Here is a 24274-nt window from a genome sequence, read left to right on the forward strand (position 1 = left end):
CGATGATGATCGCGAATGAATGGGAAGGCGCCCCGTGATCGGCCGCACCCTCGGATTCTATTTCGGCCGCCGGTTCATGAGCTCCGTGCTCGGAATCTTCGTGAGCTGCGTCGTCCTCATCATGATGGTCGACTTCCTGGAGATGTCGCGCCGGGTGGGCGAGCGCGATGTGGATTCGCTCACCCTGCTGGTGCTCATCCTCTACCGGGCGCCCTTCTTCACCGAGCAGCTGTTGCCCTTCGCGGTGCTGTTCGGCGCCATCGGCACCTTCCTCACGCTATCCCGGCGGCTGGAGCTGGTGGTGGCGCGCGCGGCCGGCATCTCGGCCTGGCAGTTCCTCTTCCCGGCCTGCCTGCTGGCGGTGCTGCTGGGGGTGTTTTCCACAACCGTCTACAATCCAATGTCCGCCGAATTCAAAGAACGGGCGAACAAGATCGAGGCGGAGATTTTCAACCGTCAGACCGGCCTGTTCGCCTCGACCGGCGGCGGGTTCTGGATTCGCCAGCAGAGCGTCGACGGGCAGGCCATTATCCAGGCCGGCGCCAAGGTCGATGGCGGGCGGCAGCTCTCCGGCGTTAACGTTTTCTTGTTTGGTCCGGATGGCAAGCTGCAGGAGCGCATCGAAGCGCGCAACGCCACCCTCGAAGACGGAGCCTGGCGACTGAGCGAAGCCCGGGTCTTAACCCCCGGTCTAGGTTTACAGTCGTACGATACGTACATGGTCGCCACGAATCTCACGCCGAATCAGATCGAGGAAACGCTGCAGAGCGATACCGTCCCGTTCTGGAACCTGCCCGGCGCGATCGAGGCCGCACGCCGTGTCGGTTTCGGTGTGGAACGCTATCGGCTGCAGTATCAGGCGCTGCTCGCGCGGCCCATGCTGCTGCTGGCGATGGTGCTGATCGCGGCCTCCGTGAGCCTGCGCGTGTTCCGGTTCGGCGGGATCGGCCAGACGATTCTCGGTGGCGTGGCCGCCGGCTTTCTGCTTTATGTGTTCACCAAGCTCGCCGAGGATCTCGGGGAGGCTGGGATCGTGCATCCCATTATTGCAGCGTGGTTTCCAGCGGTCGTTGGGGCATTGATGGGCGTACTCATCCTGCTTCACCGGGAGGACGGATGAAGGTCGGCAACCCCTTGGCCGGCCAGGCGGACACGGTGGTCTCGCGGCATAAGCGCCGTCTGGTCACCTCCGCTTGTTGGCTGTTCTTCACGGTAGTCATTGGCTCGCTGGGCGTCGTTGCCTCGGCGCCGGATGCGTTCGCGCAGGCGCAGACCAACGCCAACTCGGCCGCCCGTGAAATGCTGGCCCAGCGCCAGCCTACCGACCCCGACGCCAAGATGCTCGTGACCGCCGATGAGCTGGTCTACGACTACAATCGCAATGAGGTCATCGCGGACGGCAACGTCCAGATCTATTACGACGGTGCCGTACTCGAGGCGAAGCGGGTGGTCTATGACCGCACTGGCCAGCGCCTGCGTGCGGAAGGCGGCGTGCGCCTCAAGGACAAGGACGGCAAGATCATCTCGGCCGAAAGCCTCGACCTGTCCCAGCAGTTCACCGACGGCTTCGTCAATTCGCTGCGGATCGACACGCCGGACAACATGCATTTTGCCGCCGCGCGGGCCGACCGCACGGGGGGCGACACCACGGTCATGACCAGCGGCGCCTACACGCCCTGCGAACCGTGCAAGACCGATCCGACCAAGCCGCCCATGTGGCAGATCAAGGCCGCCCGGATCATCCATAAGGAAAAGGAACAGACGATCTATTTCGAGAGCGCCCGCCTCGAATTCCTCGGCGTTCCGATTGCCTGGGTGCCCTATATGTCGGCGCCCGATCCGACGGTGAAGCGCAAGTCCGGTTTCCTGATCCCGCAGTTCATCAACACCAGCGAGATCGGCTACGGCGTCACGATTCCCTATTTCTGGAACATCGCGCCCAATATGGACGTGACGTTCTCGCCGATGTTCCTCACCAAGCAGGGCGTGCTGCTCGACGGCACCTTCCGGCATCGGCTTGAGACCGGCATCTACAGCATCCGCGCGGCGGGCATTGAGCAGGAAGACAAGGACGCCTTCCTCGGCGAGCCCGGCTATCGCGACCAGCGCGGCATGATCGAGACCCACGGCCGTTTCAATATCAACGAGCAGTGGTACTGGGGCTGGGATGGCTGGTTGACCTCCGACAAGACCTTCATGGAGGACTACAACCTCATCAATGACTCCAAGAAGGAAGTGACGTCGCAGCTCTACATCGTCGGCCAGGGCGACCGCAGCTATTTCGACGCGCGGCTGCAGTACTTCACCGGCCTGACATCCTATGACATCCAGGACCAGCAGCCGACGGTTGCGGTGATCGACTACAGCAAGACGCTGGACAAGTCGGTTTTCGGCGGCGAGTTCAGCTACGACTTCAACATGATCAGCCTGACGCGGAACGAGATCGATATCCGCGCGACCTCCTCGGAATATGCGGCGACGAATGTCACGCAGGGGCCGATCAACGAGTGCGACCTGTCGACGATGAGCGCGGACCCGGCAGTCCAGCGTGAGAACTGCCTGATGCGCGGCATGGCCGGCAGCTACACCCGCGTGTCGGGCGTGGCGAACTGGCGCCGCACCTTCATCGACACGGCCGGCCAGTCCTGGACGCCGTTCATGAATGTCCAGCTCGATGCCGCCCAGGTCGACCCGGAGCCGCAGGACTATCCCTGGCTGTCCTCCGACAGCGAGTCGCTGGTGCGCGCCATGCCGGCGGTGGGTCTGGAATACCGCTACCCGTTCATCGCCGTGCAGAACTGGGGCACGCAGACGCTGGAGCCGATCGCCCAGCTCATCGTGCGCCCCAACGAAACCGACATCGGCAAGTTCCCGAACGAAGACGCGCAGAGCCTGATCTTCGACGACACCAACCTGTTCGAGATCAACAAGTACTCGGGCTATGACCGGGTCGAGGGCGGCACCCGCGCCAATGTGGGCCTGCAGTACACCGCCAACATCCGCGGCGCCGGCCAGGTGAACGCGCTGTTCGGCCAGTCCTACCAGCTCGCCGGCCAGAACTCGTACGCCTATTACGATATGGCCAATACGGGCGCGGATTCGGGCCTGGAGGACGACGTCTCCGATTATGTCGCCCGCCTCTATTGGGCGCCGAACAAGAACTTCGCCCTGATCAATCGCTTCCGCTTCGACAATGACGATTGGGGCGTCGAGCGCTACGAGCTGGAAGGTCGCGCGACCATCAACAAACTCACGGTGTCGGCGACCTACGGCCTCTACGCCGCGCAGCCGGATCTCGGCTACTATGAGGAGCGTCAGGGCGTGCTCGGCACCGGCCAGCTCAAGCTCAACGAGAACTGGAGCCTGCTGGCAGCGTCGCGGTACAATCTGCATGAGAACGAGATCGACTACTCGCTCTTCGGTGTCTCCTATGCGGATGACTGCTTCGGTCTGACCCTGTCCTACAAGTCGGACTACACCGAGAGCGGCAACCGCGAGCGGGTGGACACGGTCCTGCTGACCATCAGCCTGCGCACGCTGGGCCAGGCGGGCTTCTCCTCCCAGGTTGGCTCCACCATGACCTCGGGTGAGTGAGAGCGTACAGCCGACGGTTCGGATCCGTGAACGTGGCGTCGTATTGACGCCACAACCGCTGGTCAGAAGAACCATACGGCCTTTGGCGACGCCGATGGCGGGTGCGGATCCTCGGATCAGCGAGAGGGGTATGAGGCGGACATGACCATGCGGAGCGTGCACAGCACCTCGAAGCGCGGAAACGGCGCGGGGAGCGGCAAGAGGCGCGGCAACGGGCGCGGCGCGGCGTTGCGCCTTCTCGCCCCCTTCCTGCTGTCGACCGCCCTTGGTTTCACCGCCCTGTCGCTGGCCCCGGCACCGGCCGCCGCCCAGCAGGTTCTGGTGCTGGTGCAGGGCCAGCCGATCACCAGCTTCGACGTCGGCCAGCGCATCAAGCTCGCCCAGCTCACCGAGCGCACCAACCTCAGCCAGAAGCAGGCGTTGGAAGACCTCATCGACGAGAAGCTGAAGATCGCCACCGCCCAGCGCTACGGCATCACCGCCGACACGGATGATGTGAACAAGCTGTTCAGCCAGATGGCGAGCCGCAGCGGGCGCAATGCCGAACAGCTCACCGACGCCCTCGCCTCATCCGGCCTCAGCGCCCAGACGCTGAAGGACAAGATGCGCGCCGACTATGTCTGGAACAGCTATGTGCGCGGGCGCTTCTCCTCTGTCACCACGGTGCGCGATTCCGACGTGTTCGCGGCGCTGGAGACGAAGGGCGAGGATCTGACCAAGGCCCAGCGCACCACCGAATACACCGTCCGGCAGATCGTGCTGGTCGTCTCGCGCACCGCGCCCGATGCCAGCCGCGCCCAGCGCATGGCGGAGGCCAATGCGCTGCGCAAGCGGTTCACCAATTGCGAAACCGGCGTCGTCGATGCCCGTGCGTTGAAGGAGACCGTGGTGCGCGATCCCGTCATCCGCACCTCCGCCGACATGAGCGCGCCGCTGCGCAAGGTGATGGACGAGATTCCAGTCGGCCAGACCACGGCGCCCGAGGTCACCCGCGCCGGCATCGAGATGGTCGCCATCTGCGCGCGCCGCGAGATCGTCGGCGAAAGCGCGCAGAAGCGCGAGGTCAAGCAGGAGCTGCAGACCAAGCAGTTCGACGCGCTCTCCCGCCGCCTGCTGGACGAGGCCCGCAAGCAGGCGATGATCCAGTACCGCTGACACCATGCCCGAGCGCCCCGCGCCCTCCCCCGCCCTCGCGCTGACGCTCGGCGAACCTGCCGGTATCGGACCCGACATCGCCCTGCTCGCCTGGGAACACCGGGCGGCGCTGGAGCTGCCGGCCTTTTTCGTCACCGGCGATCCCGCCTGCCTGCGCGCATGCGCGGACCGGCTCGGCGTGCCCGTCGTCATTCAACCTTGCACGCCGGAAGAGGCATCCCGCCTCTTTGCCGATGTGCTGCCGGTGGTGCCCGCCGGCCCCGTCGTCACCGCGCAGCCCGGCGCGCCGGATGCGACAAGCGGCCCGGCCGCCAAGGCGGCGATCGACGCGGCGGTGCGGCTGGTGCAGGCCGGCCGGGCGAGCGCCATCGTCACCAATCCCATCGCCAAATCGGTGCTCTACAGTGCCGGCTTCGCCTTTCCCGGCCATACCGAATATCTCGCGCACCTCGCCGGCGATGCCACGCTGCGGCCGGTGATGATGATCTGGTCGCCGGAACTGGCCGTCATCCCCGCCACCATCCACATTCCGGTCGCCGAAATCGCCTCCCGGCTGACGACGGAACTGCTGGTGGAGACCGGCCGCATCGCCGCGCGCGACCTGGAGCGCCGCTTCGGCATCGCCCGCCCGCGCCTCGCCTTTTGCGGGCTCAACCCGCATGCCGGCGAGCACGGCACGATCGGACGGGAGGATGAGGAGATCACCCGGCCGGCCGTCGCGGCTCTGCGGGTGGAGGGGATCGACGCGCGCGGCCCCTTCCCGGCCGACACGCTGTTCCACGCCAAGGCCCGCGCGGGCTATGACGTGGTGATCGGCGCCTATCACGATCAGGTTTTGGCGCCGGTGAAGACGCTGGCTTTCGACCGCGCGGTGAATGTGACGCTCGGCCTGCCGTTCATCCGCACCTCGCCGGACCATGGCACGGCCTTCGACATCGCCGGCACCGGGACAGCCGATCCGTCGAGCCTCATCGAGGCACTGCGCCTTGCCCGCCGGCTCGCCGATGTCGACCGCGCGGCCCTGGCCGCCGCCTCTGTCGAGCGCGTGCCGGCATGAGCGGGATCGACAATCTTCCGCCGCTGCGCGAGGTCATCCGCGAGCATGGCCTCTCGGCGCTGAAGTCGCTCGGCCAGAACTTCCTGCTCGACCTCAACCTCACCTCGAAGATCGCCCGCACCGCCGGCCGGCTCGACGGGGTGACGGTGATCGAGGTCGGACCCGGCCCAGGTGGGCTCACCCGCGCCATTCTCGCCCTCGGCCCGCAGAAGGTCGTTGCCATCGAGCGCGATTCCCGCTGCATCGCCGCGCTCACCGAAGTCGCCGCGCACTATCCCGGCAAGCTGGAGGTGGTGGAGGGCGACGCGCTGGAGGCCGACTACCGCGCTTTGGTGCCCGAGGGCGGGCGCGCCGTCATCATTGCCAACCTGCCCTATAATGTCGCGACGCCGCTGCTGATCGGCTGGCTCTCCGGGCCGTGGCCGGCCTGGTATGAGAGCCTGACGCTGATGTTCCAGCGCGAGGTGGCCGAGCGCATCGTCGCCGCGCCGGGCACCAATCATTATGGCCGTCTCGCCATCCTCACCGGCTGGCGGGCGACGGCGCGCATCGCCTTCGATGTGCCGGCCTCCGCCTTCGTACCGGCGCCCAAGGTCACGTCCTCGGTCGTTCACATCATCCCGCGCCCGGCGCCGCTCGCCTGCGATCTGAAGGCGCTGGAGCGGGTGACGGAGGCGGCCTTCGGCCAGCGCCGCAAGATGCTGCGCCAGTCGCTCAAGAGCCTCGGCGTCGACACCATGGCGCTGCTGGAAGCCGCCGGCCTGCCGCCCACCGAGCGCGCCGAGCAGATCCCGGTCGAGGGCTTCGTCGCGCTGGCCAATGCCTGGGTGGCGATGCGGGCAAATACGGGCCGCGACGGACAGACCTCTTAGGCCGTCATCCCGGACGGCCGCAGGCCGATCCGGGATCGTATCATGTTGCGGCGACCGGCCCGCGACCCCGGCTCTCCGCTACGCGGAGCCTGCCCTTGGCCTTGCCGACGGCAAGACCCGAGGGGCCGGGGGGGACGCCATGGCTTCAGTCCGTCAGCGTCGCCAGTTCCGAGTCCAGCCGCTCGATCACCGGCGCGAGGCCGACCTGACGCTCACGGCGCAGGCGCTCGGCCAGCAGGATGTTGCGCAGATTGGCGAAGGTGCTGTTCAGGTCTTCATTGACCAGCACGTAATTGTAGTCCTGCCAGTGCGCGATCTCGGTGCGGGCGTTCTTCAGCCGCTTCTCGATCACGCCGGAGGCATCCTCCGCCCGACGCTCCAGCCGCATCTTCAGCTCATGCGCCGAGGGCGGCAGGATGAACACGCCGACAATATCCTCGGGCATCCGGACGTAGAGCTGCTCGGCGCCTTGATAGTCGATGTCGAACAGCACATCGCGCCCGGCCGCCAGCGCCGCTTCCACCGGCTCGCGCGGCGTGCCGTAGAAATTGCCGTGAACCTCGGCATGTTCTAGCAGGTCGCCGGCATCGCGCATCTTCTCGAAGCGGTCGCGGGTGAGGAAGTGATAATGCACCCCCTCCACCTCGCTCGGCCGGCGCTCGCGCGTGGTGACGGAGACCGAGAGATAGATGTCCGGGTTCTGCTCCAGCAGGAGCCGGGCCAGCGTCGACTTGCCCGCGCCCGAGGGCGAGGACAGGATCAGCATGAGGCCCCGGCGGGCAACGTTGGAATGCTTCATGCGCCTCACTCGATGTTCTGAACCTGCTCGCGGAACTGCTCCACCACGCCCTTCAGCTCGAGGCCGATGGCGGTCAGCGACACATCGTTCGCCTTGGAGCAGAGCGTGTTGGTCTCGCGGTTGAATTCCTGGGCGAGGAAGTCGAGCTTGCGCCCGACCGCGCCGCCCTCTGTCAACATGGCGCGGGCGGCGGCGACATGGGCGACCAGTCGGTCGAGTTCCTCGCGCACATCCACCTTCGCCGCCAGCATCAGGGCTTCCTGATGCAGCCGATCGGGGTCGAAATTGGCGCCGGTGTCCAGCAGCGTGCGGATCTGCTCCGCGAGCTTGGCGCGGATCGCCTCCGGCCGGCGCGCGGGATTAGCCTCCGCGGCGGCGGTCAGACGCTCGATGCCGTCGAGCCGCTCATTGAGAACCAGCGCGAGCGCCGCGCCTTCCTTGGCGCGCATGGCGACCAGTTCGGATATGGCGCGCTCGAAGCCGTCCGTCACCGCCGCCTCGACGGCGCCGCGCTCGGCCTCGCTGTCCTGCGTCTCGCTCACCTCCAGCACGCCCTTGAGCGACAGCAGGCTTTCCAGCCGCACCGGCGGAGCGTCGAGATCGCGCGCGACGGTGGCGACGGAGGCGGCAACCGCCCGCAGCAGCGGCTCATTGACGGTGACGCTCACCGCCGAATCGGCGCGGGTCATGGAGAGGGTGGCGTTGACGTTGCCGCGGGCGAGGGCGCGCGAGGCGATCTGCTTCAGCGGGATATCCAGCCCGTCCCATCCGGTGGGCAGGCGCAGGCGCACATCCAGCCCCTTGCCGTTCACCGACTTCACTTCCCAGGTCCAGTGCCATGCGCCGGCCTGTCCCTGGGTGCGGGCAAAGCCCGTCATGCTGGCAAGCGCCATGCTGTCTCCCCTGCCGCGCACCGCCGCGGCGTGCCGCGCACCAATGCGGCGCGCGGACCATAACGGGGGTGCCCCGGCGCCTCAAGAAGAAGCGCCGCGTACCGGTTAGTTGATATCGGTGGTCGTCCCGGTGTTGCCCTGGGTGCCGGCGGGCTGGCTGGCCGGGTCGATCTTGCGGTCGCGCTCGATCTGCCGCCAGCGCGCAACGTTGCGGTTATGCTGGTCGAGCGTGTCGGCGAAGGCGTGGCCACCCGAGCCATCCGCCACGAAATAGAGCGCCTTGGATCTGGCAGGATTGGCGGTCGCCTCCAGCGAGGCGCGGCCGGGATTGCCGATCGGCCCCGGCGGCAGGGCCGGGATGGTGTAGGTGTTGAACGGCGTCGGCGTGGTGATGTCGGCCCGCGTGATCGGCCGGTCGAGCCGCCCCTTGCCGCGCACCAGCCCGTAGATGATCGTCGGGTCGGATTGCAGCTTCATCTTCTTGTTGAGGCGGTTGATGAACACCGCCGCGACCTCCGGCCGCTCCTGCGCCACGCCCGTCTCCTTCTCGACGATGGAGGCGAGGATGACGAGCTCCTCCGGCGATTTGAGCGGGATGGACGGGTCGCGCTTCTCCCAGATTTCCTTCAGCAGCGCATCCTGCGTGCGGGCCATGCGGCGCAGCACGTCCTCGCGCGAGGTGCCGCGCGTCACCTTGTAGGTGTCCGGCAACAGGCTGCCCTCACGGGGCACCTGGCGGATGGCGCCGGACAGTTCCTGGATCTCCAGCAGGCGCTGCACGATCTGGTCGGAAGTCAGCCCCTCGGGAAGGGTGACGTTGTATTCGATCACCTTGCCGGAAACGATGGTGTCCAGCACCTGCCGGATCGAGGCGCGTCCGGCGAATTCATACTCGCCCGCCTTCAGCTTGCCGGAGGAGCGCGTGCCCACGGCCGCGCCGACGAACACCCATTTGTCGTCGATCACGCCGCGCTTCACCAGAAGATCGGCAATGTCCATCAGGCCTGATTCGCCGGGAATGATGATCGCCGTGTCCTGCGGTAGCGGGCCCGGCGCGTCATAGCGCTTGAGGCCGATCCACAGCGCCCCGCCGCCGAGCAGGATCGCCATCAGCAGCAGGGTGAAGATCGCGCTGCCCGCCACCACCAGCGGATGGCCGGCGCGCTTGGAGGCGCGGTGGTTCTTGACCGGCTTGGCAGCGGGACTGGCGGCCGTCTCCGTGGCCGGCGCGGGCGCCGCCGCGCTCGACGCCGCGGGCGGCGTCTCGGCGGGAACGGGCGGCGGCGGGGGAGGAGTCTGGTCGGTCATCGGGTGCCTCGCCTGGCGTCCGCGGGCGGCGCAACGCACAGGCAGACTACCCTTGAATATGGCGAAAGCGGGAACCCGGCGCGGGGAAAAGCCCAGCTTTTCCCCTGCGTCCGCCCCGCTCCGCTCAGTTCGTGTAGCGCTTGAATACCAGCGACGCGTTGGTGCCGCCGAAGCCGAAGGAGTTCGACAGCGCGTAATCGATGGTGCGCGGACGCGGCGTGTGCGGCACGAGGTCGATGGGCGTCTCGACCGACGGGTTGTCGAGGTTCAGCGTCGCCGGGGCGATCTGGTCGCGGATGGCGAGCAGCGAGAAGATCGCCTCCACCGCGCCGGCCGCGCCGAGCAGATGGCCGATGGCCGACTTGGTCGACGACATCGACACCTTGGCGGCGGCGTTGCCCAGCAGGCGCTGCACCGCGCCGAGTTCGATCGTGTCGGCCATGGTCGAGGTGCCATGGGCGTTGATGTAGTCAAGGTCGCCCGCCGTGATGCCGGCGCGCTTCAGCGCCGCCTGCATGCAGCGATAGGCGCCGTCGCCATCCTCGGAGGGGGCGGTGATGTGGTAAGCGTCGCCGGACATGCCGTAGCCGACGACCTCGCCATAAATCTTCGCGCCGCGCGCCAGAGCGTGCTCCAGCGCCTCGACCACGACGACGCCGGCGCCCTCGCCCATAACAAAGCCGTCGCGGTCCGCGTCATAGGGGCGCGAGGCCTTGGTCGGCGTGTCGTTATAGCTGGTGGAGAGCGCGCGGCAGGCGGCGAAGCCCGCGAGCGCCAGCCGGTTGATCGGCGATTCGGTGCCGCCGGCGACCATCACATCCGCATCGCCAAAGGCGACGAGACGGGCCGCGTCGCCAATGGCGTGCGCGCCGGTCGAGCAGGCGGTGACGACGGCGTGATTCGGACCCTTGAGGCCGTGCGCGATCGACACATAGCCACCCGCGAGATTGATCAGGCGGCCGGGAATGAAGAAGGGGGACACGCGGCGCGGACCACGCTCCTGCAGCAGCAGGCTGGTCTCGGCGATGCCCTGAAGGCCGCCAATGCCGGAGCCGATGAGCACGCCGGAGGCGCACTGGTCCTCATAGGAGGTCGGATGCCAGTCGGCATCGTCCAGCGCCTGCGTGGCGGCGGCCATCGCGTAAACGATGAACTCGTCGACCTTGCGCTGTTCCTTCGGCTCCATCCACTGGTCGGGATTGTAGGTGCCGTCGGAACCATCGCCGCGCGGAATCTGGCACGCGATCTTGGCGGAAATGTCGGAAACATCGAAATTCTCGACGCGACCAGCACCGCTTTCGCCAGCCAGCAGCCGCTGCCAAGTCGCATCCACGCCGCACCCAAGCGGCGTTACCATGCCAAGGCCGGTAACGACGACACGCCTCATCCGATGTCTCCGGATAACGTCACATAAGAAAACGCTGCGACGGGGGAACCGCCGCAGCGTGCCGAACGGGCCTCAGGCCGCGTTCTTTTCCAGGAACTTGATGGCGTCGCCGACCGTCAGGATGGTCTCGGCGGCGTCGTCAGGGATCTCGCAGTTGAAGGCCTCTTCAAAGGCCATGACCAGCTCGACCGTATCGAGGCTGTCCGCGCCGAGATCGTCGATGAAGCTGGCATTCTCGGTGACCTTCTCGGCTTCGACGCCCAGGTGTTCGGCCACAATCTTCTTCACGCGCTCGGCAATATCGCTCATCGGTCCACCCTCGTCCGTATCCGGAGGTTGCTACGTTGTTCCAAATTGGCCCCCGCGTGGGCACGCGGTTTTGGCGGCCTGTTTTCTGCCCCGATTACAGGAAGTGCCCGGACGATCCCGCTGTTTCTCGCGGCGTCCACCCCTGTGAGCCGAGGCGGTCGTTAGCACACTTCATCTGGCAAAACCAGCGCCCAGGAAAGGGGCTGGAAGCGCCGGACGAGGCGCGCTTTGTCAGATCATGGCCATTCCGCCATTCACATGCAGGGTCTGGCCGGTGACATAACCGGCCTCGGCCGACGCCAGATAGACGGCGGCCGCCGCGATGTCCTCCGGCGTGCCGAGGCGCGCCGCCGGAACCGCGGAGAGAATCGCGTCCTTCTGCTTGTCGTTCAGCACATCGGTCATCGGCGTGGCGATGAAGCCCGGCGCGATGCAGTTGACCGTCACGCCGCGCGCCGCCACTTCCTTGGCCAGCGCCTTGGACATGCCGATCATGCCGGCCTTGGCGGCGGCATAGTTGCCCTGCCCGGCATTGCCGGTGACGCCGACGATCGAGGTGATGCCGATGATGCGGCCAGTGCGCCGGCGCATCATGGAGCGGGCCGCCGCGCGGGTCAGGCGGAAGCCGGCGGTGAGGTTCACCTGGATGACGGTGTCCCACATCTCGTCGGTCAGGCGCACGAACAGCCCGTCGCGGGTGATGCCGGCGTTGTTGACGAGAATATCGAGGACGCCCATGGCCTCCTCGGCCTGCGGCACCAGTGCCTCGACCTGCTCGGTGTTGGACAGGTCGCAGGGCAGCACATGGGTGCGCTCGCCGAGCTGGGCGGCCAGCGCCTCCAGCACCTCGCGGCGCGTGCCGGACAGCGCCACGGTGGCGCCGCGCGCGTGCAGCGCGGTGGCGATGGCGCCGCCAATGCCGCCGGTCGCGCCGGTGACGAGAGCGGTCTTTCCGGTCAGATCGAACACGGGGAAACTCCTGGGTTCAGGCCGTTGGGTTCAGGCCACCACCGGCGCGGCGGCGAAGGCCGCCACATCCTCGGGGGTGCCGATATTGGCGGAGGCGACCTCGCGGGCGATGCGCTTGGTGAGGCCGGAGAGCACCTTGCCGGTGCCGACCTCGACAAGCCGCGTCACGCCCGCGCCCGCCATGAAGGCGACGCTTTCGCGCCAGCGCACCGTGCTCGTTACCTGCTTCACCAGCAAAGAGCGAATCTCGGCCGGGTCGGTCACCGGGGCGGCGGTCACGTTGGCGACCAGCGGCACCTTCGGCGCGCGCATCTCGACGCCGGCGAGCGCCCCGGCCATGGCATCGGCCGCCGAGGCGATCAGGCTGCAATGGAACGGCGCGGAGACGGTGAGCAACACGGCGCGGGCCGCGCCCTCACGCTTGGCGATCTCGCAGGCGCGCGCCACGGCGGCGGCATGGCCGGAGACCACGACCTGGCCGGGCGCGTTGTCATTGGCGACATCGCAGACCTCGCCTTGCGCGGCTTCGGCGGCGACGGCGGCCACCTTGTCGAAGTCGAGACCGAGAATCGCCGCCATGGCGCCGGTGCCGACCGGGGTCGCCGCCTGCATGGCGGTGCCGCGCAGGCGCAGCAGCCGGGCGGTATCGGCGATGGAGAAGGTGCCGGCGGCGGCAAGCGCGGAATATTCGCCGAGCGAATGGCCGGCGACGAAGGCGGCGTCACGGGCGAGATCGAGGCCCGCCTCGCTCTCCAGCACCCGCAGCGCGGCGAGCGAGGCCGCCATCAGCGCCGGCTGGGTGTTGGCGGTGAGCGTCAGCGTCTCGATCGGGCCGTCCCACATGATGGCGGAGAGCTTCTCGCCCAGCGCCTCGTCCACTTCCTGGAAGATCACGCGGGCGGCGGCGAAGTTGTCGGCGAGGGCCTTGCCCATACCGACCGCCTGGCTGCCCTGACCGGGGAACACAAAGGCGCTGCTCATATCGTGACGCTGTCCATTCGCTGAGATTGGCCATTCGTTAAGAATGGGCGGGCGCAGGAACACCGCCCCGGCCCGGCTGTCAAGTTTCATGGGGGAAAAGCCCGTCCCCATGCCGGCCAGCTTCGAGCAAGCTGGCGGGTTTAGCCCATGAGCATGCTGGAAGCGTTGATCCTCTTTGGTAGCCTTGTCGCCGTCGCCATCGGGCTGGCCTCGGCGGTGCTCGTCATCTGGCTCGGCCGCGGGGCGCCACGGCGCATCCGCCGGGCCTGGCGCATCCTCGCCACGCTAATGGCCGGCACCTCCATACTCTATGCTTATCTGGCGCTGCATTATTTTCAGGAGCACAGCCGGTTCGAGCATGACGACATCGACATTCTCATGCCGGTGGTCAGCCTCTGCGGCAGCATCACCATGCTGGCGATGATCCTTCTCACGCGGGATTCGCTCGGCGACCCGCTGAAGGTCGCCGACCTCAAGAAGGCCGCCTTCACCGATACGCTGACCGGCCTGCCAAACCGGCGCAGCTTCGACATGGCGATGGCCGAGCGCATCGAGATCGCGCGGCGGCGCGACCAGCCGCTGGCGGTGATGCTGTTCGACATCGACCATTTCAAACGGATCAATGACGCGCATGGCCATGACTGGGGCGACGAGGCGCTGCGTCAGATCGGCAAGGCGCTGAGGCGCGGCCGGCGCGATACCGACATGGCCTTCCGCATTGGCGGCGAGGAGTTCACCGTGATCGCCCCCTCGACCCGCCTCGACCAGGCGGTGCAGGCGGCCGAGCGGCTGCGCCTGCTCGTCGCGGGGCTGCGCGTCTTCAAGGAGGGGAAACTCGTCTCGCTCACCATCAGCGTCGGGGTGGCGGAACTGCACGCGGACGACGATGCCGCCTCCCTGATCCAGCGCGCCGACACCGCGCTCTATGCCGCCAAGCGCGCCGGGCGCAACCGCGTGTGCATGGAAAGCTGCGCCGTGGTGCAGATCCTCGCCGCTCAGGGCTAGACGGGCACCCGTCGCTTCGCACGCATTGCCTTGCCCGCAAGCCCCGCGCGGGCGCCGCTCTTGATTTTGCAGCGATTGCGCGTATAAGCGCGCCACTGTCAGTCCCGGCCGGGGGCTGAACGGACGGCTACGCTTTGGCATTTTGCCGGTGTGGCAGGAATCACCCGATCTCCGCCGTCCCGTGTCCCCGCCTTCGAGATTGTTCGAGCCTTTCCCGAGGCTCGAAGGGCTCGGCGCCGGGATGATGGCCGCAATTGTGCGGAACCTATAGGAAAGGCACGAGACATGGCTCTTTATGAGCATGTGTTCCTCGCGCGCCAGGATGTCACGGCGCAGCAGGTCGAGGAACTCACCGCCCGCTTCAAGGGCGTTATCGAGGCGAATGGTGGTTCGGTCACCAAGACCGAATACTGGGGGGTGAAGACCCTCACCTACCGCGTTCGCAAGAATCGCAAGGCGCACTTCTCGCTGCTCAACATCGACGCCCCGGCTCCGGCCGTTGCCGAGATGGAGCGCCAGATGCGCATCGACGAAGACGTGCTCCGCTTCCTCACCATCCGCGTCGAGACGCTCGAGGAAGGCCAGTCGGTCATGCTGCAGAAGCGCGACCGTGACGACCGCGGCGACCGCGGCTTCGGTGATCGCGGCTTCGGCGGCGATCGTGGCTTTGGTGGCGGCGGCCGCAGCTTCGGTGGCGATCGCGGCGACCGTGGTGATCGCGGCCCGCGCCGCGAGCGTGAAGAGGCTCCGGCCAGCGTGGAGACTGAGTGATGGCATTCGGTGGTACTGGCGGCGCTGCCGCGAACACGTCGGGCGCTCGTCGTCCTTTCTTCCGTCGTCGCAAGACCTGCCCGTTCTCGGGCGCCAATGCGCCGAAGATCGACTACAAGGACGTGCGTCTGCTGCAGCGCTACATTTCCGAGCGCGGCAAGATCGTCCCGTCCCGCATCACGGCGGTGTCCGCCAAGAAGCAGCGTGAGCTGGCCCAGGCCATCAAGCGCGCCCGCTTCCTCGGCCTGCTGCCCTTCGTGATCCGCTGATCGCGTAACGCTTTCCATCCCCGGCTCCGGCCGGGGATGGTCTGCTGCCTTCGGGCAGTCTCATATCCGACAGGTCTTCGGGGTGGTCCCGCGGGCCTTGGCTGGGGTGGACGTGGATCCGCCTCTAACCGCCCAAGCGGGACAGCTCGTCGATGGTTCAGGTTTGGCTTATAGCGTTTGGCGCCGGTGCGGCGTCCGCCCTTCTGGTGGCCAGTGTGTCCACCGGAACCACGCTGGCTTTGCCCCTGTTCTATCTCGCTCCCCTGCCCATCCTCATCGTCGGCCTCGGCTGGTCGCAGATCGCCGCGCTGGTCGCGGGCTCGGCCGCCGCCGTGGCGCTCGGCCTCGGCTTCGGCCTTGAGCTGATGCTGGCCTATGTCGCCGGCGTCGGCCTTCCCGCCTATGTCCTCGCCTATCTCGCGCTGATGGCGCGGCAGGAGACGCCGGACGGGCCGCTGCTGTGGTTCCCGGTCGGGCGGATCGTGCTCGCCGCCGCCGTGCTGGGTTGCCTGGCGGTCGCCGCGCTGATCCCGCTGGTGGCCGGCAGCTTCGAGGACTATCAGGCGGCGCTGCGCTCGCTGTTCCAGACCATGCTGAGCGCCGATCCCGCCACCCCGGCGGATGCCGACACGGCGCGTCTGATCGACCTTCTGGTCACCGTCATGCCGCCGGCGGCCGCGCTGATCACCATGGTCACGCAGATAGTCAATCTGTGGATTGCCGCTCATGTGGCGCGCATGTCCGGGCGGCTGATGCGCCCCTGGCCGGACCTCGCCAGCATCAGCCTGCCGCAGGCGAGCGTCGCCCTGCTCGCCGGCGCGTTCCTCGGCTCGGCCCTCGCCTCCGGCTTCATCGGGCTGGTCTGCGAGTTGCTCGGCGCGACGCTGGTGATGGCGCTCGCCTTTGTCGGCCTCGCCACGCTGCACTGGATCACCCGCGGGGCCGGCGGCCGCACGCTGGTGCTCGGCACGGTGTGGATCGCCGCCCTCGTCCTTGGCTGGCCCTTCGCGCTGCTGGCGCTGCTGGGCGCGGTCGAGACCCTCTTCGGCATTCGGCGTCGCTTTCCGCGCGGTGGGCCCGGCGTACCGCCGGCCGCCAACGAAGCCTGAACGCCCGAACCCTACCGACTTATTCAAATCGAACGATCGAATGGAGAACTGAAATGGAAGTCATTCTGCTGGAGCGCGTGGCCAAGCTTGGCCAGATGGGCGAAGTGGTTCGCGTCAAGGACGGGTTCGCCCGCAACTTCCTGCTGCCCTCGGGCAAGGCGCTGCGCGCGACCAAGGAAAACAAGACCCGCTTCGACTCGATGAAGGCCCAGCTCGAGACCCGCAACCTCGAGCTCAAGAACGAGGCGGTGAAGGTCGGCGAGAAGCTGCGCGGCACCATCGTCGTGCTGGTGCGCCAGGCCGGCGAAACCGGCCAGCTCTACGGCTCGGTCTCGACCCGCGACATCGCCGACGCGCTGACCGCCGCCGGCTTCACCGTCGAGCGCCGCCAGGTCGCGCTGAACCAGCCGATCAAGACCATCGGCATGCACAGCGTGCCCGTGACGCTGCACCCCGAGGTCGAGGTGAACATCAGCGCCAACGTCGCCCGCAGCGCCGAGGAAGCCGAGCGTCAGTCGCGCGGCGAAGACCTCTCGGTCCGTCGCGATGACGACGAGGACGAGTACGAAGACGAGACCCCGGCTGAGGCCGAGGAAGAGGCCGAAGACGAGCAGGCCTGAAGTATTCCCTAGCGGAATACGCCAAATTGCGTAGCCCGGTCGCTTCGGCGGCCGGGCTTTTTTGCATGAGTGCAATCTGCGCGTGTTGCGAGGATGATATTGGTGTGATGCAATGATGGCCATCATCTAGACAAGCCCAATGAATGGGCAGGCAGTTACCGCCCGGATACTGGCCGCAATGGCTGGCCGCCGAAGGACTGCCTGTGGTCGGAGTGGACCATGGAAAGGGTGCTTCTGCAGGTCATCTCCCGCGTCGTGCGGCGCGGCAATCTTACCGTCACCTTCGCCTCCGGCCGTCGCGCCACCTTCGGCGATGGCAGCGGCCCGGCGCTCGCGATGCGCTTCACCTCACCGGAATGGCAGCGCCAGGTGGGTCTCGATCCCGAACTGAAACTCGGCGAGGCCTATATGGAAGGCGGCCTTGTCATCGAACAGGGCGATCTCGCCGAGGTGCTGGCCCTGCTCATGGCGCAGGTCGGCCTCGCGGTGCCCAGCGCCAGCGCAAAGTTCCTGATGAAGCTCCGCTTCCTGTTCCGGCGCCTCGCCCAGTTCAACCCGCGTGAACGCTCGCAGCAGAACGTCGCCCACCATTACGATCTCGACGGCCGGCTGTACTCGCTCTTCCTCGATGCCGACCGGCAATATTCCTGCGCCTATTTCGAGCGGCCGGACCAGTCGCTGGACGATGCGCAGCTCGCCAAGAAGCGCCACATCGCCGCCAAGCTGCTGTTCGACCGGCCGGACCTCACCGCGCTCGACATTGGCTGCGGCTGGGGCGGCATGGGGCTTTATCTGGCGGAGAATGCCGGCGCCCGCGTCACCGGCGTCACCCTCTCGCAGGAACAGCTCGGCGTCGCCCGCAACCGCGCGGTGGAGCGCGGCCTTGCCGGGCGGGCCGAGTTCCGCCTGCAGGATTACCGCGACACGCCGGGGCCGTTCGACCGCATCGTCTCGGTCGGCATGTTCGAGCATGTCGGCGTCGGCCATTACGATGAATATTTCGGCAAGGTGGCGAGCCTCCTCAAGGAGGACGGTGTCGCCCTCATCCACGCCATCGGCCGCTCGGAAGGGCCCGGCATCACCAACCCGTGGATCGCCAAATACATCTTCCCCGGCGGCTACATCCCGGCGCTGTCGGAGGTGCTGCCGGCCATCGAGCGGGCGGGCCTCTATGTCACCGATGTCGAGATCCTGCGCCTGCATTATGCCGAGACGCTGAAGGCCTGGCGCGAGCGCTTCCTCGCCCATCGCGAGGAGGTGGAGCGGCTCTATGATGCGCGCTTCGTGCGCATGTTCGAGTTCTACCTCGCCTCCTCCGAGATGGCGTTCCGCCATCAGGGCATGATGATCTTCCAGTTCCAGCTCGCCAAGCGCGAGGGGGTGGTGCCGATGACGCGCGGCTACATCGCCGAGGCCGAGGCGGCGCTCGCCCGGATGGAGAACCGCCACCGCCCCGGCCTGCGCCTCGCCGGCGAGTGAAGGGTCGGAGCCGGCTACCAGCCCTGCCGGAGCGGAATCGCGTCAAGCGGGATTCCGCTTTCCACAGGCGCTCCACAAGACAAAATAGGACGCACGCGATTCGCCCGGACTCGGTCGCCGGGGTGGCGTTAGCTGTAGCCCAGCCTCTGCACACCCGGATACGCCATGCTCGATTCCTCCGCCCGCCCCCCGGCGGCGCCCGACACGACTTACCGCACAGCGCCTCACAACATCGAGGCCGAGCAGGCGCTGCTGGGCGCCATCCTGGTCAATAACGAAGCCTTCTACCGCGTCTCGGACTTCCTGGAGCCGAAGCACTTCTTCGAGCCGCTGCACGTCACCATCTACGAGACCGCGAGCGCGCTGATCCGCGCCGGCAAGGTCGCCACCCCGGTGACGCTGAAGACCTTCCTGCCGGCGGAGTTCGATGTCGGCGGCATGACCGCCCCGCAATATCTCGCGCGCCTCGCGGCGGAAGCCACCACCATTATCAACGCCGAGGATTACGGGCGCACCATCTACGACCTCTCGGTGCGGCGCGACCTCATCGCCATCGGTGAGGAGATCGTCAACGAGGCCTATGACGCGGACATCGACGCGACGCCGCAGGACCAGATCGAGGACGCGGAAAAGCGCCTCTACGAGCTCGCCGAGACCGGGCGCTACGATGGCGGCTTCCTGCGCTTCAACGACGCGCTGAAGGAAGCCGTCGACATGGCCAGCCGCGCCTTCCAGCGCGAGGGCCATCTGTCGGGCACCGCCTCCGGCCTCGACGACCTCGACCAGATGATGGGCGGCCTCCAGCCCTCCGATCTCATCATCCTCGCCGGCCGCCCGGCCATGGGAAAGACCTCGCTCGCCACCAATATCGCATTCAACGTGGCGGCGGCCTACCGCTCCGAGACGCTGCCGGACGGTTCGATCAAGGCGCTCGATGGCGGCGTGGTCGGCTTCTTCTCGCTGGAAATGTCGGCCGAGCAGCTCGCCACCCGTATTCTGGCCGAGCAGGCCGAGATCGCCTCCTACAAGATCCGCCGCGGCGACATCACCGAGCACGAGTTCGACAAGCTCGCGAGCTGCGCGCAGATGATGCAGACCATCCCGCTCTATATCGACGACACCGGCGGCATCTCCATCGCCCAGCTGCGCGCCCGCGCCCGCCGCCTCAAGCGCCAGCGCGGCCTCGACTTCATGGTGGTGGACTATCTCCAGCTGCTCACCGGCTCGTCCAAGAGCTCGTCGCAGGGCCGCGTGCAGGAAATCACCGAGATCACCACCGGCCTCAAGGCGCTGGCCAAGGAACTGGGCGTGCCGATCATGGCGCTGTCCCAGCTCTCCCGTCAGGTCGAATCGCGCGACGACAAGCGCCCGCAGCTCTCGGACCTGCGTGAATCCGGCTCCATCGAGCAGGACGCCGACGTGGTCATGTTCGTGTTCCGCGAGGAGTATTATCTGAAGGGCAAGGAGCCGAAGGAAGGCACCGAGGAATGGTTCAAGTGGGACCAGGACATGAAGGCGGCGCAGGGCATTGCCGAGGTCATCATCGGCAAGCAGCGTCACGGCCCCACCGGCACCGTCAAGGTCTCCTTCGAGGCGCAGTTCACCCGCTTCTCCAACCTCGCCCAGAACGACCGCCTGCCGGAGCACTGAGCGGCCGGCCCCCAATCGAGTGCCCCGCGTGACCCAGAGCCATATCCCCCTCGCCGAAGCCGGCGGCCTGCTCACCATCGACCTCGGGGCGCTGCGCGCCAACTTCGCCGAGATCGTCCGCCGCGTCGCCCCGGCGGAAGTCGCCGCCGTGGTGAAGGGGGATGGCTACGGCATCGGACTGGTACAGGCGGGAACCGCGCTGTGGCAGGCCGGCGCGCGCCGCTTCTTCGTGGCGCTGCTCAGCGAGGCGCACACGCTGCGCACCGTGCTGCCGGAGGCCGAGATCTTCGTGCTCAACGGCCTGTTCGCCGGCACGGAGGGCGCCTACCGGGACTCGCGCCTCATTCCAGTGCTGGGCAGCCTGCCGGAGATCGCCCGCTGGCAGGGCTTCTGCACGGCGAGCGGCGCGGCCCTGCCGGCCGCCATCCATGTCGACACCGGCATGAACCGGCTCGGCCTCTCCCCCACCGAGGCGATCAACCTCGCGGAGGGACGCGGCGATCTGGGTTTTCCCCTCGCACTGCTGATGAGTCATCTCGCCTGCGCGGATGAGCCCGACCACCCGCTCACCGCCCGCCAGCTCGAGGATTTCCGCGCCGTGCGGGCTCTGTTCCCGGATGTGCCAGCCTCGCTCGCCAATTCCGCCGCCGCCATGGGCGACGCCGCGCTGCATTTCGACCTCGTGCGGCCGGGCATCGTGGTCTATGGCGGGCGCCCGCGCCGGGACATCGCGCCGCTCAAGCCGGTCGTGCGGCTCGACCTGCGCATCGCCCAGCTGCGCCACGTGCATGAAGGCGAGACGGTCGGTTATGGCGGGGCGCAGACCGCGCGGCGGCCGAGCCGCATCGCCATCCTGTCCGCCGGCTATGCCGACGGCCTTCCCCGTCTTGCCGGCGCGTCGGACGAACGGCCCGGCGCTGAGGCCGTGGTGGCCGGACAGCGCTGCCCGTTGATCGGGCGCATCTCGATGGATCTTCTGGCGGTCGACGTAACCGAGGTGCCCGAGGACGCGGTTCAGCCGGGCGACTGGGCGACGCTGATTGGCGAGGGGCTTGGCCTCGGCAATCTCGCCCACCCCTCACAGACCATCGATTATGAAATCCTGACCTCGCTCGGCCGGCGCTTTCACCGACGCTGGACGTAATGCGTCTTCAGCCGCGCCTCGGCCGGGAGCCCCTGGCGAACCTGCGCCCGCACGGCCTGCACGACTTCTTCGCCATTTTCCAGCCAACGCGGCAGGACGACGCCCCGCCCCTGGTCAAACAGCACATCGAGCCGCAGCACATTGTGGTCGACATGGCTGTAGCTCTTGCGGCTGAGAAGACCCGTAACGTCCTTCCACGGAACGAAACGCCCTGACCAAAGGTAAATCCCGCTCGGGTCCACCTTGTAAACGAAGGAGCGATGCCAGAACCACAGCGCTAAGCTACCGATGCCGAACGTCGTCGGCAGCAGTATCAATAACCACACCAGGAAACGGTGGTTTGGGCGGGCGATGATCTGTTCCATATCGGTCCACTATTCAACCCGGCCGGTCGCGTCCATCCCATGTTTCGGGTTTTCGCGGTAATAATGTATGGAAAGCAATTCCCGTACCGCCGCCCTGTCGACGGCGTCGCCACGGCAAGCCTTGGCGGCACAAGCGCGTGAACGCGCATGGCCGTTCTTAACATAATACCATCGCGACGCACCCTCCCTCTATCGTCGCCATGGGGCTTTCGGTTCGGGCGAAGGAACGCGCGCCCTCACATGTGACCCGCCATCGCATTCCCCTTGCCCTGCCTCGCTGACGTCTGCATGACGGTCTGGCATCACGCGATTCGCACAAGACACGCGGGAGACCCGCAGGAGACCCATGGCCAAGCGCGCGGCGAGCTTCATTTGTCAGGTCTGCGGAGCGGTTCACAGTCGCTGGCAGGGCCGCTGCGATTCCTGCGGAGCGTGGAACAGCATCGTGCAGGAGGAGGCCTCCGGCGGCTCGGTGCCCCCGGCCCAGCGCGCCAACCGCAAGGGCCGGCTGATCGCGCTGGAAAGCCTGTCCGGCACATCGGAGGACGCGCCGCGCGTCATCGTCGGCATCAGCGAGATGGACCGGGTGGCGGGCGGCGGGCTGGTGCCGGGCTCGGTACTGCTGATCGGCGGCGATCCCGGCATCGGCAAGTCGACGCTGCTGATCCAGGCCTCCGCCGCGCTCGCCAATGCCGGGCATCGCATCATCTATGTATCCGGCGAAGAGGCAGTGGCGCAGGTGCGCCTGCGCGCCGAGCGGCTGGGCCTTGCCGGCGCGGCGGTCGAGCTTGCCGCCGAGACCAATGTCGAGGACATCGTCGCCACCCTCTCGGAAGGCCGCAAGCCGGCGCTGGTGGTGATCGATTCGATCCAGACCATGTGGACCGACACGGTGGAATCCGCCCCCGGCACGGTCACGCAGGTCCGCTCCTCCGCGCAGATCCTCATCCGCTACGCCAAGCGCATGGGCGCCGCCGTCATTCTGGTTGGCCATGTCACCAAGGACGGCCAGATCGCCGGCCCACGCGTGGTCGAGCACATGGTGGATGCCGTGCTCTCCTTCGAGGGCGACGGCGCCCACCAGTTCCGCATCCTGCGCGCCCAGAAGAACCGCTTCGGGCCGACCGACGAGATCGGCGTGTTCGAGATGACCGGGCTTGGCCTGCGCGAGGTGGCGAACCCCTCCGAACTCTTCCTGTCGAACCGCGACCGTGGCGCGCCGGGCACCGCCGTCTATGCCGGGATGGAAGGCACGCGACCGGTGCTGGTGGAAATCCAGGCGCTGGTCGTGCCCACCAGCCTCGGCACGCCGCGCCGTGCCGTGGTGGGCTGGGATCCCAGCCGGCTTTCCATGGTGCTCGCCGTGCTGGAAGCCCGCTGCGGGGTGAAGCTCGGCGCGCATGACGTGCATCTCAACGTCGCGGGCGGCTTCCGCATCACCGAGCCGGCGGCGGACCTAGCTGTCGCGGCCGCGCTGGTCTCCTCGCTCTCGGGCGCGGTGCTGCCGCCAGACGCGGTGTATTTCGGCGAGGTCAGCCTCACCGGCGCCGTGCGCCCCGTGCCCCACACCCCTGCGCGGCTGAAGGAGGCGGCGAAGCTCGGCTTCAACCGCGCCGTCGCGCCGGAGGGTAAGAAGGAGCGCGAGAAGGGAGCGATGAACGACAAGACGACCGGCGACAAGGCAACCGGTGATAAGGCCGGCCGCGAGAGCGCCGATGCCGGGCTCGCCGTGGAAACCGTCGCCTCGCTCGGCGACATCGTCGCCAGCATCGCCTCCCGCGCCCCGCGCCGGGGCCGTCCGCAGGAGAGCGTGGAACGCGCGAGCGAAGAGGGATGACGGCCCGGCCGCGGCGCGCTATACCTCGCGCGGCTCCAATCGGGGCCCCACGCCTTTGAGATTCGCCGCTCCCCTACCGGGAGCCGCCACGGTCACGGTGCGCTCGTCTTGACGCTGCTCGACATCATCCTCATCGCCGTGATGGTGATTTCCGGCCTTCTGGCCATGGTGCGGGGACTGGTGCGCGAGGTTTTCGCCATCGCCTCCTGGGTCATCGCCGCCGGGGTCACGCTCTACGCCTACCCGCTCGTGCTGCCCTTCGCCAAGCAGTACATCACCAACGACACCTTCGCGATGGCGGCCAGCGTCGGCGGCGTGTTCCTGCTGACGCTGCTGATCGTCTCCATCATCACCGTGCGCATCTCCGACCTGGTGCTCGACAGCCGCATCGGCGCGCTCGACCGCACGCTCGGCTTCCTGTTCGGCCTCGCGCGCGGATTCCTGATAATGGTGGTGGCCTTCCTGTTCTTCAACTGGCTGGTCCAGAACGAACAGGGTCAGCCGCAGTGGATTCGCGACGCGCGCGCCAAGCTGGTCTTGCAAAGTGCGGGTGACTGGCTCATTTCCATACTGCCGGAAGATCCCGAGAGCCTGATACGCGACATTCGTAGCTCGAAGGACGCAGAGCCGACCGAGCCGCCGCCGGAGCCGTTCAACCCGGCCCCCGCGACGACACCGTCGGCGCCATAATTCGACCGCGC

The 24274-nt window shown here is 67.4% G+C and carries 23 protein-coding genes; 15 read left to right on the forward strand and 8 right to left on the reverse strand.

The window, feature by feature from the left end; genetic code table 11:
• The first annotated feature begins 34 nt into the window (after window positions 1-34).
• From lptG to rsmA, 5 genes are all read left to right on the forward strand, one after another.
• Complete coding sequence (gene lptG, locus OU996_RS17995; RefSeq protein WP_267582965.1) at window positions 35-1120, forward strand: LPS export ABC transporter permease LptG; 1086 nt, start codon at window positions 35-37, stop codon at window positions 1118-1120.
• Window positions 1117-3594 carry an LPS-assembly protein LptD gene (locus OU996_RS18000; RefSeq protein WP_267582966.1) on the forward strand — a complete coding sequence of 826 codons (2478 nt, stop codon included), beginning with the start codon at window positions 1117-1119 and terminating at the stop codon, window positions 3592-3594. Before lptG ends, OU996_RS18000 begins: the two co-directional genes overlap by 4 nt.
• Before the next feature lie 141 nt (window positions 3595-3735).
• Window positions 3736-4749 (forward strand): peptidylprolyl isomerase, encoded by a 1014-nt coding sequence (locus OU996_RS18005; protein ID WP_267582967.1) that lies wholly within the window; start codon window positions 3736-3738, stop codon window positions 4747-4749.
• Between the two features lie 4 nt (window positions 4750-4753).
• Window positions 4754-5806 (forward strand): 4-hydroxythreonine-4-phosphate dehydrogenase PdxA, encoded by a 1053-nt coding sequence (pdxA, locus tag OU996_RS18010; protein ID WP_267582968.1) that lies wholly within the window; start codon window positions 4754-4756, stop codon window positions 5804-5806.
• A complete protein-coding gene (gene rsmA / locus OU996_RS18015; protein ID WP_267582969.1) occupies window positions 5803-6678 on the forward strand; it encodes a 16S rRNA (adenine(1518)-N(6)/adenine(1519)-N(6))-dimethyltransferase RsmA in 876 nt (291 codons plus the stop codon). Before pdxA ends, rsmA begins: the two co-directional genes overlap by 4 nt.
• Before the next feature lie 145 nt (window positions 6679-6823).
• On the opposite strand, the gene gmk is transcribed toward rsmA, so the two are convergent.
• From gmk to fabD, 7 genes are all read right to left on the reverse strand, one after another.
• The gene (gene gmk / locus OU996_RS18020; protein ID WP_267582970.1) at window positions 6824-7477 is read right to left on the reverse strand and encodes a guanylate kinase; all 654 of its coding nucleotides are present in this window, start codon (window positions 7475-7477) and stop codon (window positions 6824-6826) included.
• A gap of 5 nt (window positions 7478-7482) precedes the next feature.
• The gene (locus OU996_RS18025; RefSeq protein ID WP_267582971.1) at window positions 7483-8370 is read right to left on the reverse strand and encodes a YicC/YloC family endoribonuclease; all 888 of its coding nucleotides are present in this window, start codon (window positions 8368-8370) and stop codon (window positions 7483-7485) included.
• Window positions 8371-8475: 105 nt separating this feature from the next.
• Window positions 8476-9678 carry an endolytic transglycosylase MltG gene (gene mltG / locus OU996_RS18030; protein ID WP_267582972.1) on the reverse strand — a complete coding sequence of 401 codons (1203 nt, stop codon included), beginning with the start codon at window positions 9676-9678 and terminating at the stop codon, window positions 8476-8478.
• 124 nt (window positions 9679-9802) lie between these two features.
• Complete coding sequence (fabF, locus tag OU996_RS18035; RefSeq protein ID WP_267582973.1) at window positions 9803-11065, reverse strand: beta-ketoacyl-ACP synthase II; 1263 nt, start codon at window positions 11063-11065, stop codon at window positions 9803-9805.
• Between the two features lie 72 nt (window positions 11066-11137).
• Window positions 11138-11374: an acyl carrier protein gene (locus OU996_RS18040; protein ID WP_203191689.1), complete on the reverse strand. Its 237-nt coding sequence runs from the start codon at window positions 11372-11374 to the stop codon at window positions 11138-11140.
• A gap of 231 nt (window positions 11375-11605) precedes the next feature.
• On the reverse strand, window positions 11606-12343 hold the full coding sequence (gene fabG, locus OU996_RS18045) for a 3-oxoacyl-[acyl-carrier-protein] reductase (RefSeq protein WP_267582974.1): 738 nt from the start codon (window positions 12341-12343) through the stop codon (window positions 11606-11608).
• Window positions 12344-12373: 30 nt separating this feature from the next.
• Window positions 12374-13324, reverse strand: a complete 951-nt coding sequence (gene fabD, locus OU996_RS18050) for an ACP S-malonyltransferase (RefSeq protein ID WP_267582975.1) — start codon at window positions 13322-13324, stop codon at window positions 12374-12376.
• Between the two features lie 147 nt (window positions 13325-13471).
• On the opposite strand from fabD, the gene OU996_RS18055 reads away from it, so the two are divergent.
• The 8 genes from OU996_RS18055 (at window position 13472) to alr (ending at window position 21371) form a co-directional block, all read left to right on the forward strand.
• Window positions 13472-14329 carry a GGDEF domain-containing protein gene (locus OU996_RS18055; RefSeq protein ID WP_267582976.1) on the forward strand — a complete coding sequence of 286 codons (858 nt, stop codon included), beginning with the start codon at window positions 13472-13474 and terminating at the stop codon, window positions 14327-14329.
• Between the two features lie 285 nt (window positions 14330-14614).
• Entirely contained in the window at window positions 14615-15100 is a 486-nt protein-coding gene (rpsF, locus tag OU996_RS18060; protein ID WP_267582977.1) for a 30S ribosomal protein S6, read from the forward strand.
• Complete coding sequence (rpsR, locus tag OU996_RS18065; RefSeq protein WP_018390316.1) at window positions 15100-15369, forward strand: 30S ribosomal protein S18; 270 nt, start codon at window positions 15100-15102, stop codon at window positions 15367-15369. The genes rpsF and rpsR overlap by 1 nt, the downstream gene beginning before the upstream one ends.
• A gap of 152 nt (window positions 15370-15521) precedes the next feature.
• A complete protein-coding gene (locus OU996_RS18070) occupies window positions 15522-16478 on the forward strand; it encodes a DUF2232 domain-containing protein (protein WP_267582978.1) in 957 nt (318 codons plus the stop codon).
• A gap of 53 nt (window positions 16479-16531) precedes the next feature.
• Entirely contained in the window at window positions 16532-17098 is a 567-nt protein-coding gene (gene rplI, locus OU996_RS18075) for a 50S ribosomal protein L9 (protein ID WP_267582979.1), read from the forward strand.
• A 219-nt stretch (window positions 17099-17317) separates the two neighbouring features.
• Window positions 17318-18577 (forward strand): SAM-dependent methyltransferase, encoded by a 1260-nt coding sequence (locus OU996_RS18080; RefSeq protein WP_267582980.1) that lies wholly within the window; start codon window positions 17318-17320, stop codon window positions 18575-18577.
• 165 nt (window positions 18578-18742) lie between these two features.
• Window positions 18743-20227: a replicative DNA helicase gene (locus OU996_RS18085; protein ID WP_267582981.1), complete on the forward strand. Its 1485-nt coding sequence runs from the start codon at window positions 18743-18745 to the stop codon at window positions 20225-20227.
• A 28-nt stretch (window positions 20228-20255) separates the two neighbouring features.
• Window positions 20256-21371, forward strand: a complete 1116-nt coding sequence (gene alr / locus OU996_RS18090; protein ID WP_267582982.1) for an alanine racemase — start codon at window positions 20256-20258, stop codon at window positions 21369-21371.
• Here alr and OU996_RS18095 read toward each other — a convergent pair.
• Window positions 21353-21736 (reverse strand): hypothetical protein, encoded by a 384-nt coding sequence (locus OU996_RS18095; protein WP_267582983.1) that lies wholly within the window; start codon window positions 21734-21736, stop codon window positions 21353-21355. The two genes, alr and OU996_RS18095, sit on opposite strands and share 19 nt — an antisense overlap.
• Before the next feature lie 346 nt (window positions 21737-22082).
• Here OU996_RS18095 and radA point away from each other — a divergent pair, with 346 nt between their 5' ends.
• On the forward strand, window positions 22083-23573 hold the full coding sequence (radA, locus tag OU996_RS18100; protein ID WP_267582984.1) for a DNA repair protein RadA: 1491 nt from the start codon (window positions 22083-22085) through the stop codon (window positions 23571-23573).
• A gap of 108 nt (window positions 23574-23681) precedes the next feature.
• Window positions 23682-24263 carry a CvpA family protein gene (locus OU996_RS18105; RefSeq protein WP_267582985.1) on the forward strand — a complete coding sequence of 194 codons (582 nt, stop codon included), beginning with the start codon at window positions 23682-23684 and terminating at the stop codon, window positions 24261-24263.
• Window positions 24264-24274 lie beyond the last annotated feature (11 nt).

It is taken from the genome of Ancylobacter sp. SL191 (assembly GCF_026625645.1).
Taxonomy (GTDB): domain Bacteria; phylum Pseudomonadota; class Alphaproteobacteria; order Rhizobiales; family Xanthobacteraceae; genus Ancylobacter.

Bases quoted from the DNA above. Each gene is read 5' to 3' on its own strand.
- fabF (WP_267582973.1), bottom strand. From the start codon at position 11,065: ATGAGGCGTGTCGTCGTTACCGGCCTTGGCATGGTAACGCCGCTTGGG.
- fabD (WP_267582975.1), bottom strand. From the start codon at position 13,324: ATGAGCAGCGCCTTTGTGTTCCCCGGTCAGGGCAGCCAGGCGGTCGGT.
- mltG (WP_267582972.1), bottom strand. From the start codon at position 9,678: ATGACCGACCAGACTCCTCCCCCGCCGCCGCCCGTTCCCGCCGAGACG.
- OU996_RS18055 (WP_267582976.1), top strand. From the start codon at position 13,472: ATGAGCATGCTGGAAGCGTTGATCCTCTTTGGTAGCCTTGTCGCCGTC.
- OU996_RS18085 (WP_267582981.1), top strand. From the start codon at position 18,743: ATGCTCGATTCCTCCGCCCGCCCCCCGGCGGCGCCCGACACGACTTAC.
- OU996_RS18025 (WP_267582971.1), bottom strand. From the start codon at position 8,370: ATGGCGCTTGCCAGCATGACGGGCTTTGCCCGCACCCAGGGACAGGCC.
- OU996_RS18080 (WP_267582980.1), top strand. From the start codon at position 17,318: ATGGAAAGGGTGCTTCTGCAGGTCATCTCCCGCGTCGTGCGGCGCGGC.
- OU996_RS18005 (WP_267582967.1), top strand. From the start codon at position 3,736: ATGACCATGCGGAGCGTGCACAGCACCTCGAAGCGCGGAAACGGCGCG.
- OU996_RS18095 (WP_267582983.1), bottom strand. From the start codon at position 21,736: ATGGAACAGATCATCGCCCGCCCAAACCACCGTTTCCTGGTGTGGTTA.
- pdxA (WP_267582968.1), top strand. From the start codon at position 4,754: ATGCCCGAGCGCCCCGCGCCCTCCCCCGCCCTCGCGCTGACGCTCGGC.
- rplI (WP_267582979.1), top strand. From the start codon at position 16,532: ATGGAAGTCATTCTGCTGGAGCGCGTGGCCAAGCTTGGCCAGATGGGC.
- gmk (WP_267582970.1), bottom strand. From the start codon at position 7,477: ATGAAGCATTCCAACGTTGCCCGCCGGGGCCTCATGCTGATCCTGTCC.
- rpsF (WP_267582977.1), top strand. From the start codon at position 14,615: ATGGCTCTTTATGAGCATGTGTTCCTCGCGCGCCAGGATGTCACGGCG.
- OU996_RS18000 (WP_267582966.1), top strand. From the start codon at position 1,117: ATGAAGGTCGGCAACCCCTTGGCCGGCCAGGCGGACACGGTGGTCTCG.
- radA (WP_267582984.1), top strand. From the start codon at position 22,083: ATGGCCAAGCGCGCGGCGAGCTTCATTTGTCAGGTCTGCGGAGCGGTT.
- OU996_RS18070 (WP_267582978.1), top strand. From the start codon at position 15,522: ATGGTTCAGGTTTGGCTTATAGCGTTTGGCGCCGGTGCGGCGTCCGCC.
- OU996_RS18040 (WP_203191689.1), bottom strand. From the start codon at position 11,374: ATGAGCGATATTGCCGAGCGCGTGAAGAAGATTGTGGCCGAACACCTG.
- rpsR (WP_018390316.1), top strand. From the start codon at position 15,100: ATGGCATTCGGTGGTACTGGCGGCGCTGCCGCGAACACGTCGGGCGCT.
- rsmA (WP_267582969.1), top strand. From the start codon at position 5,803: ATGAGCGGGATCGACAATCTTCCGCCGCTGCGCGAGGTCATCCGCGAG.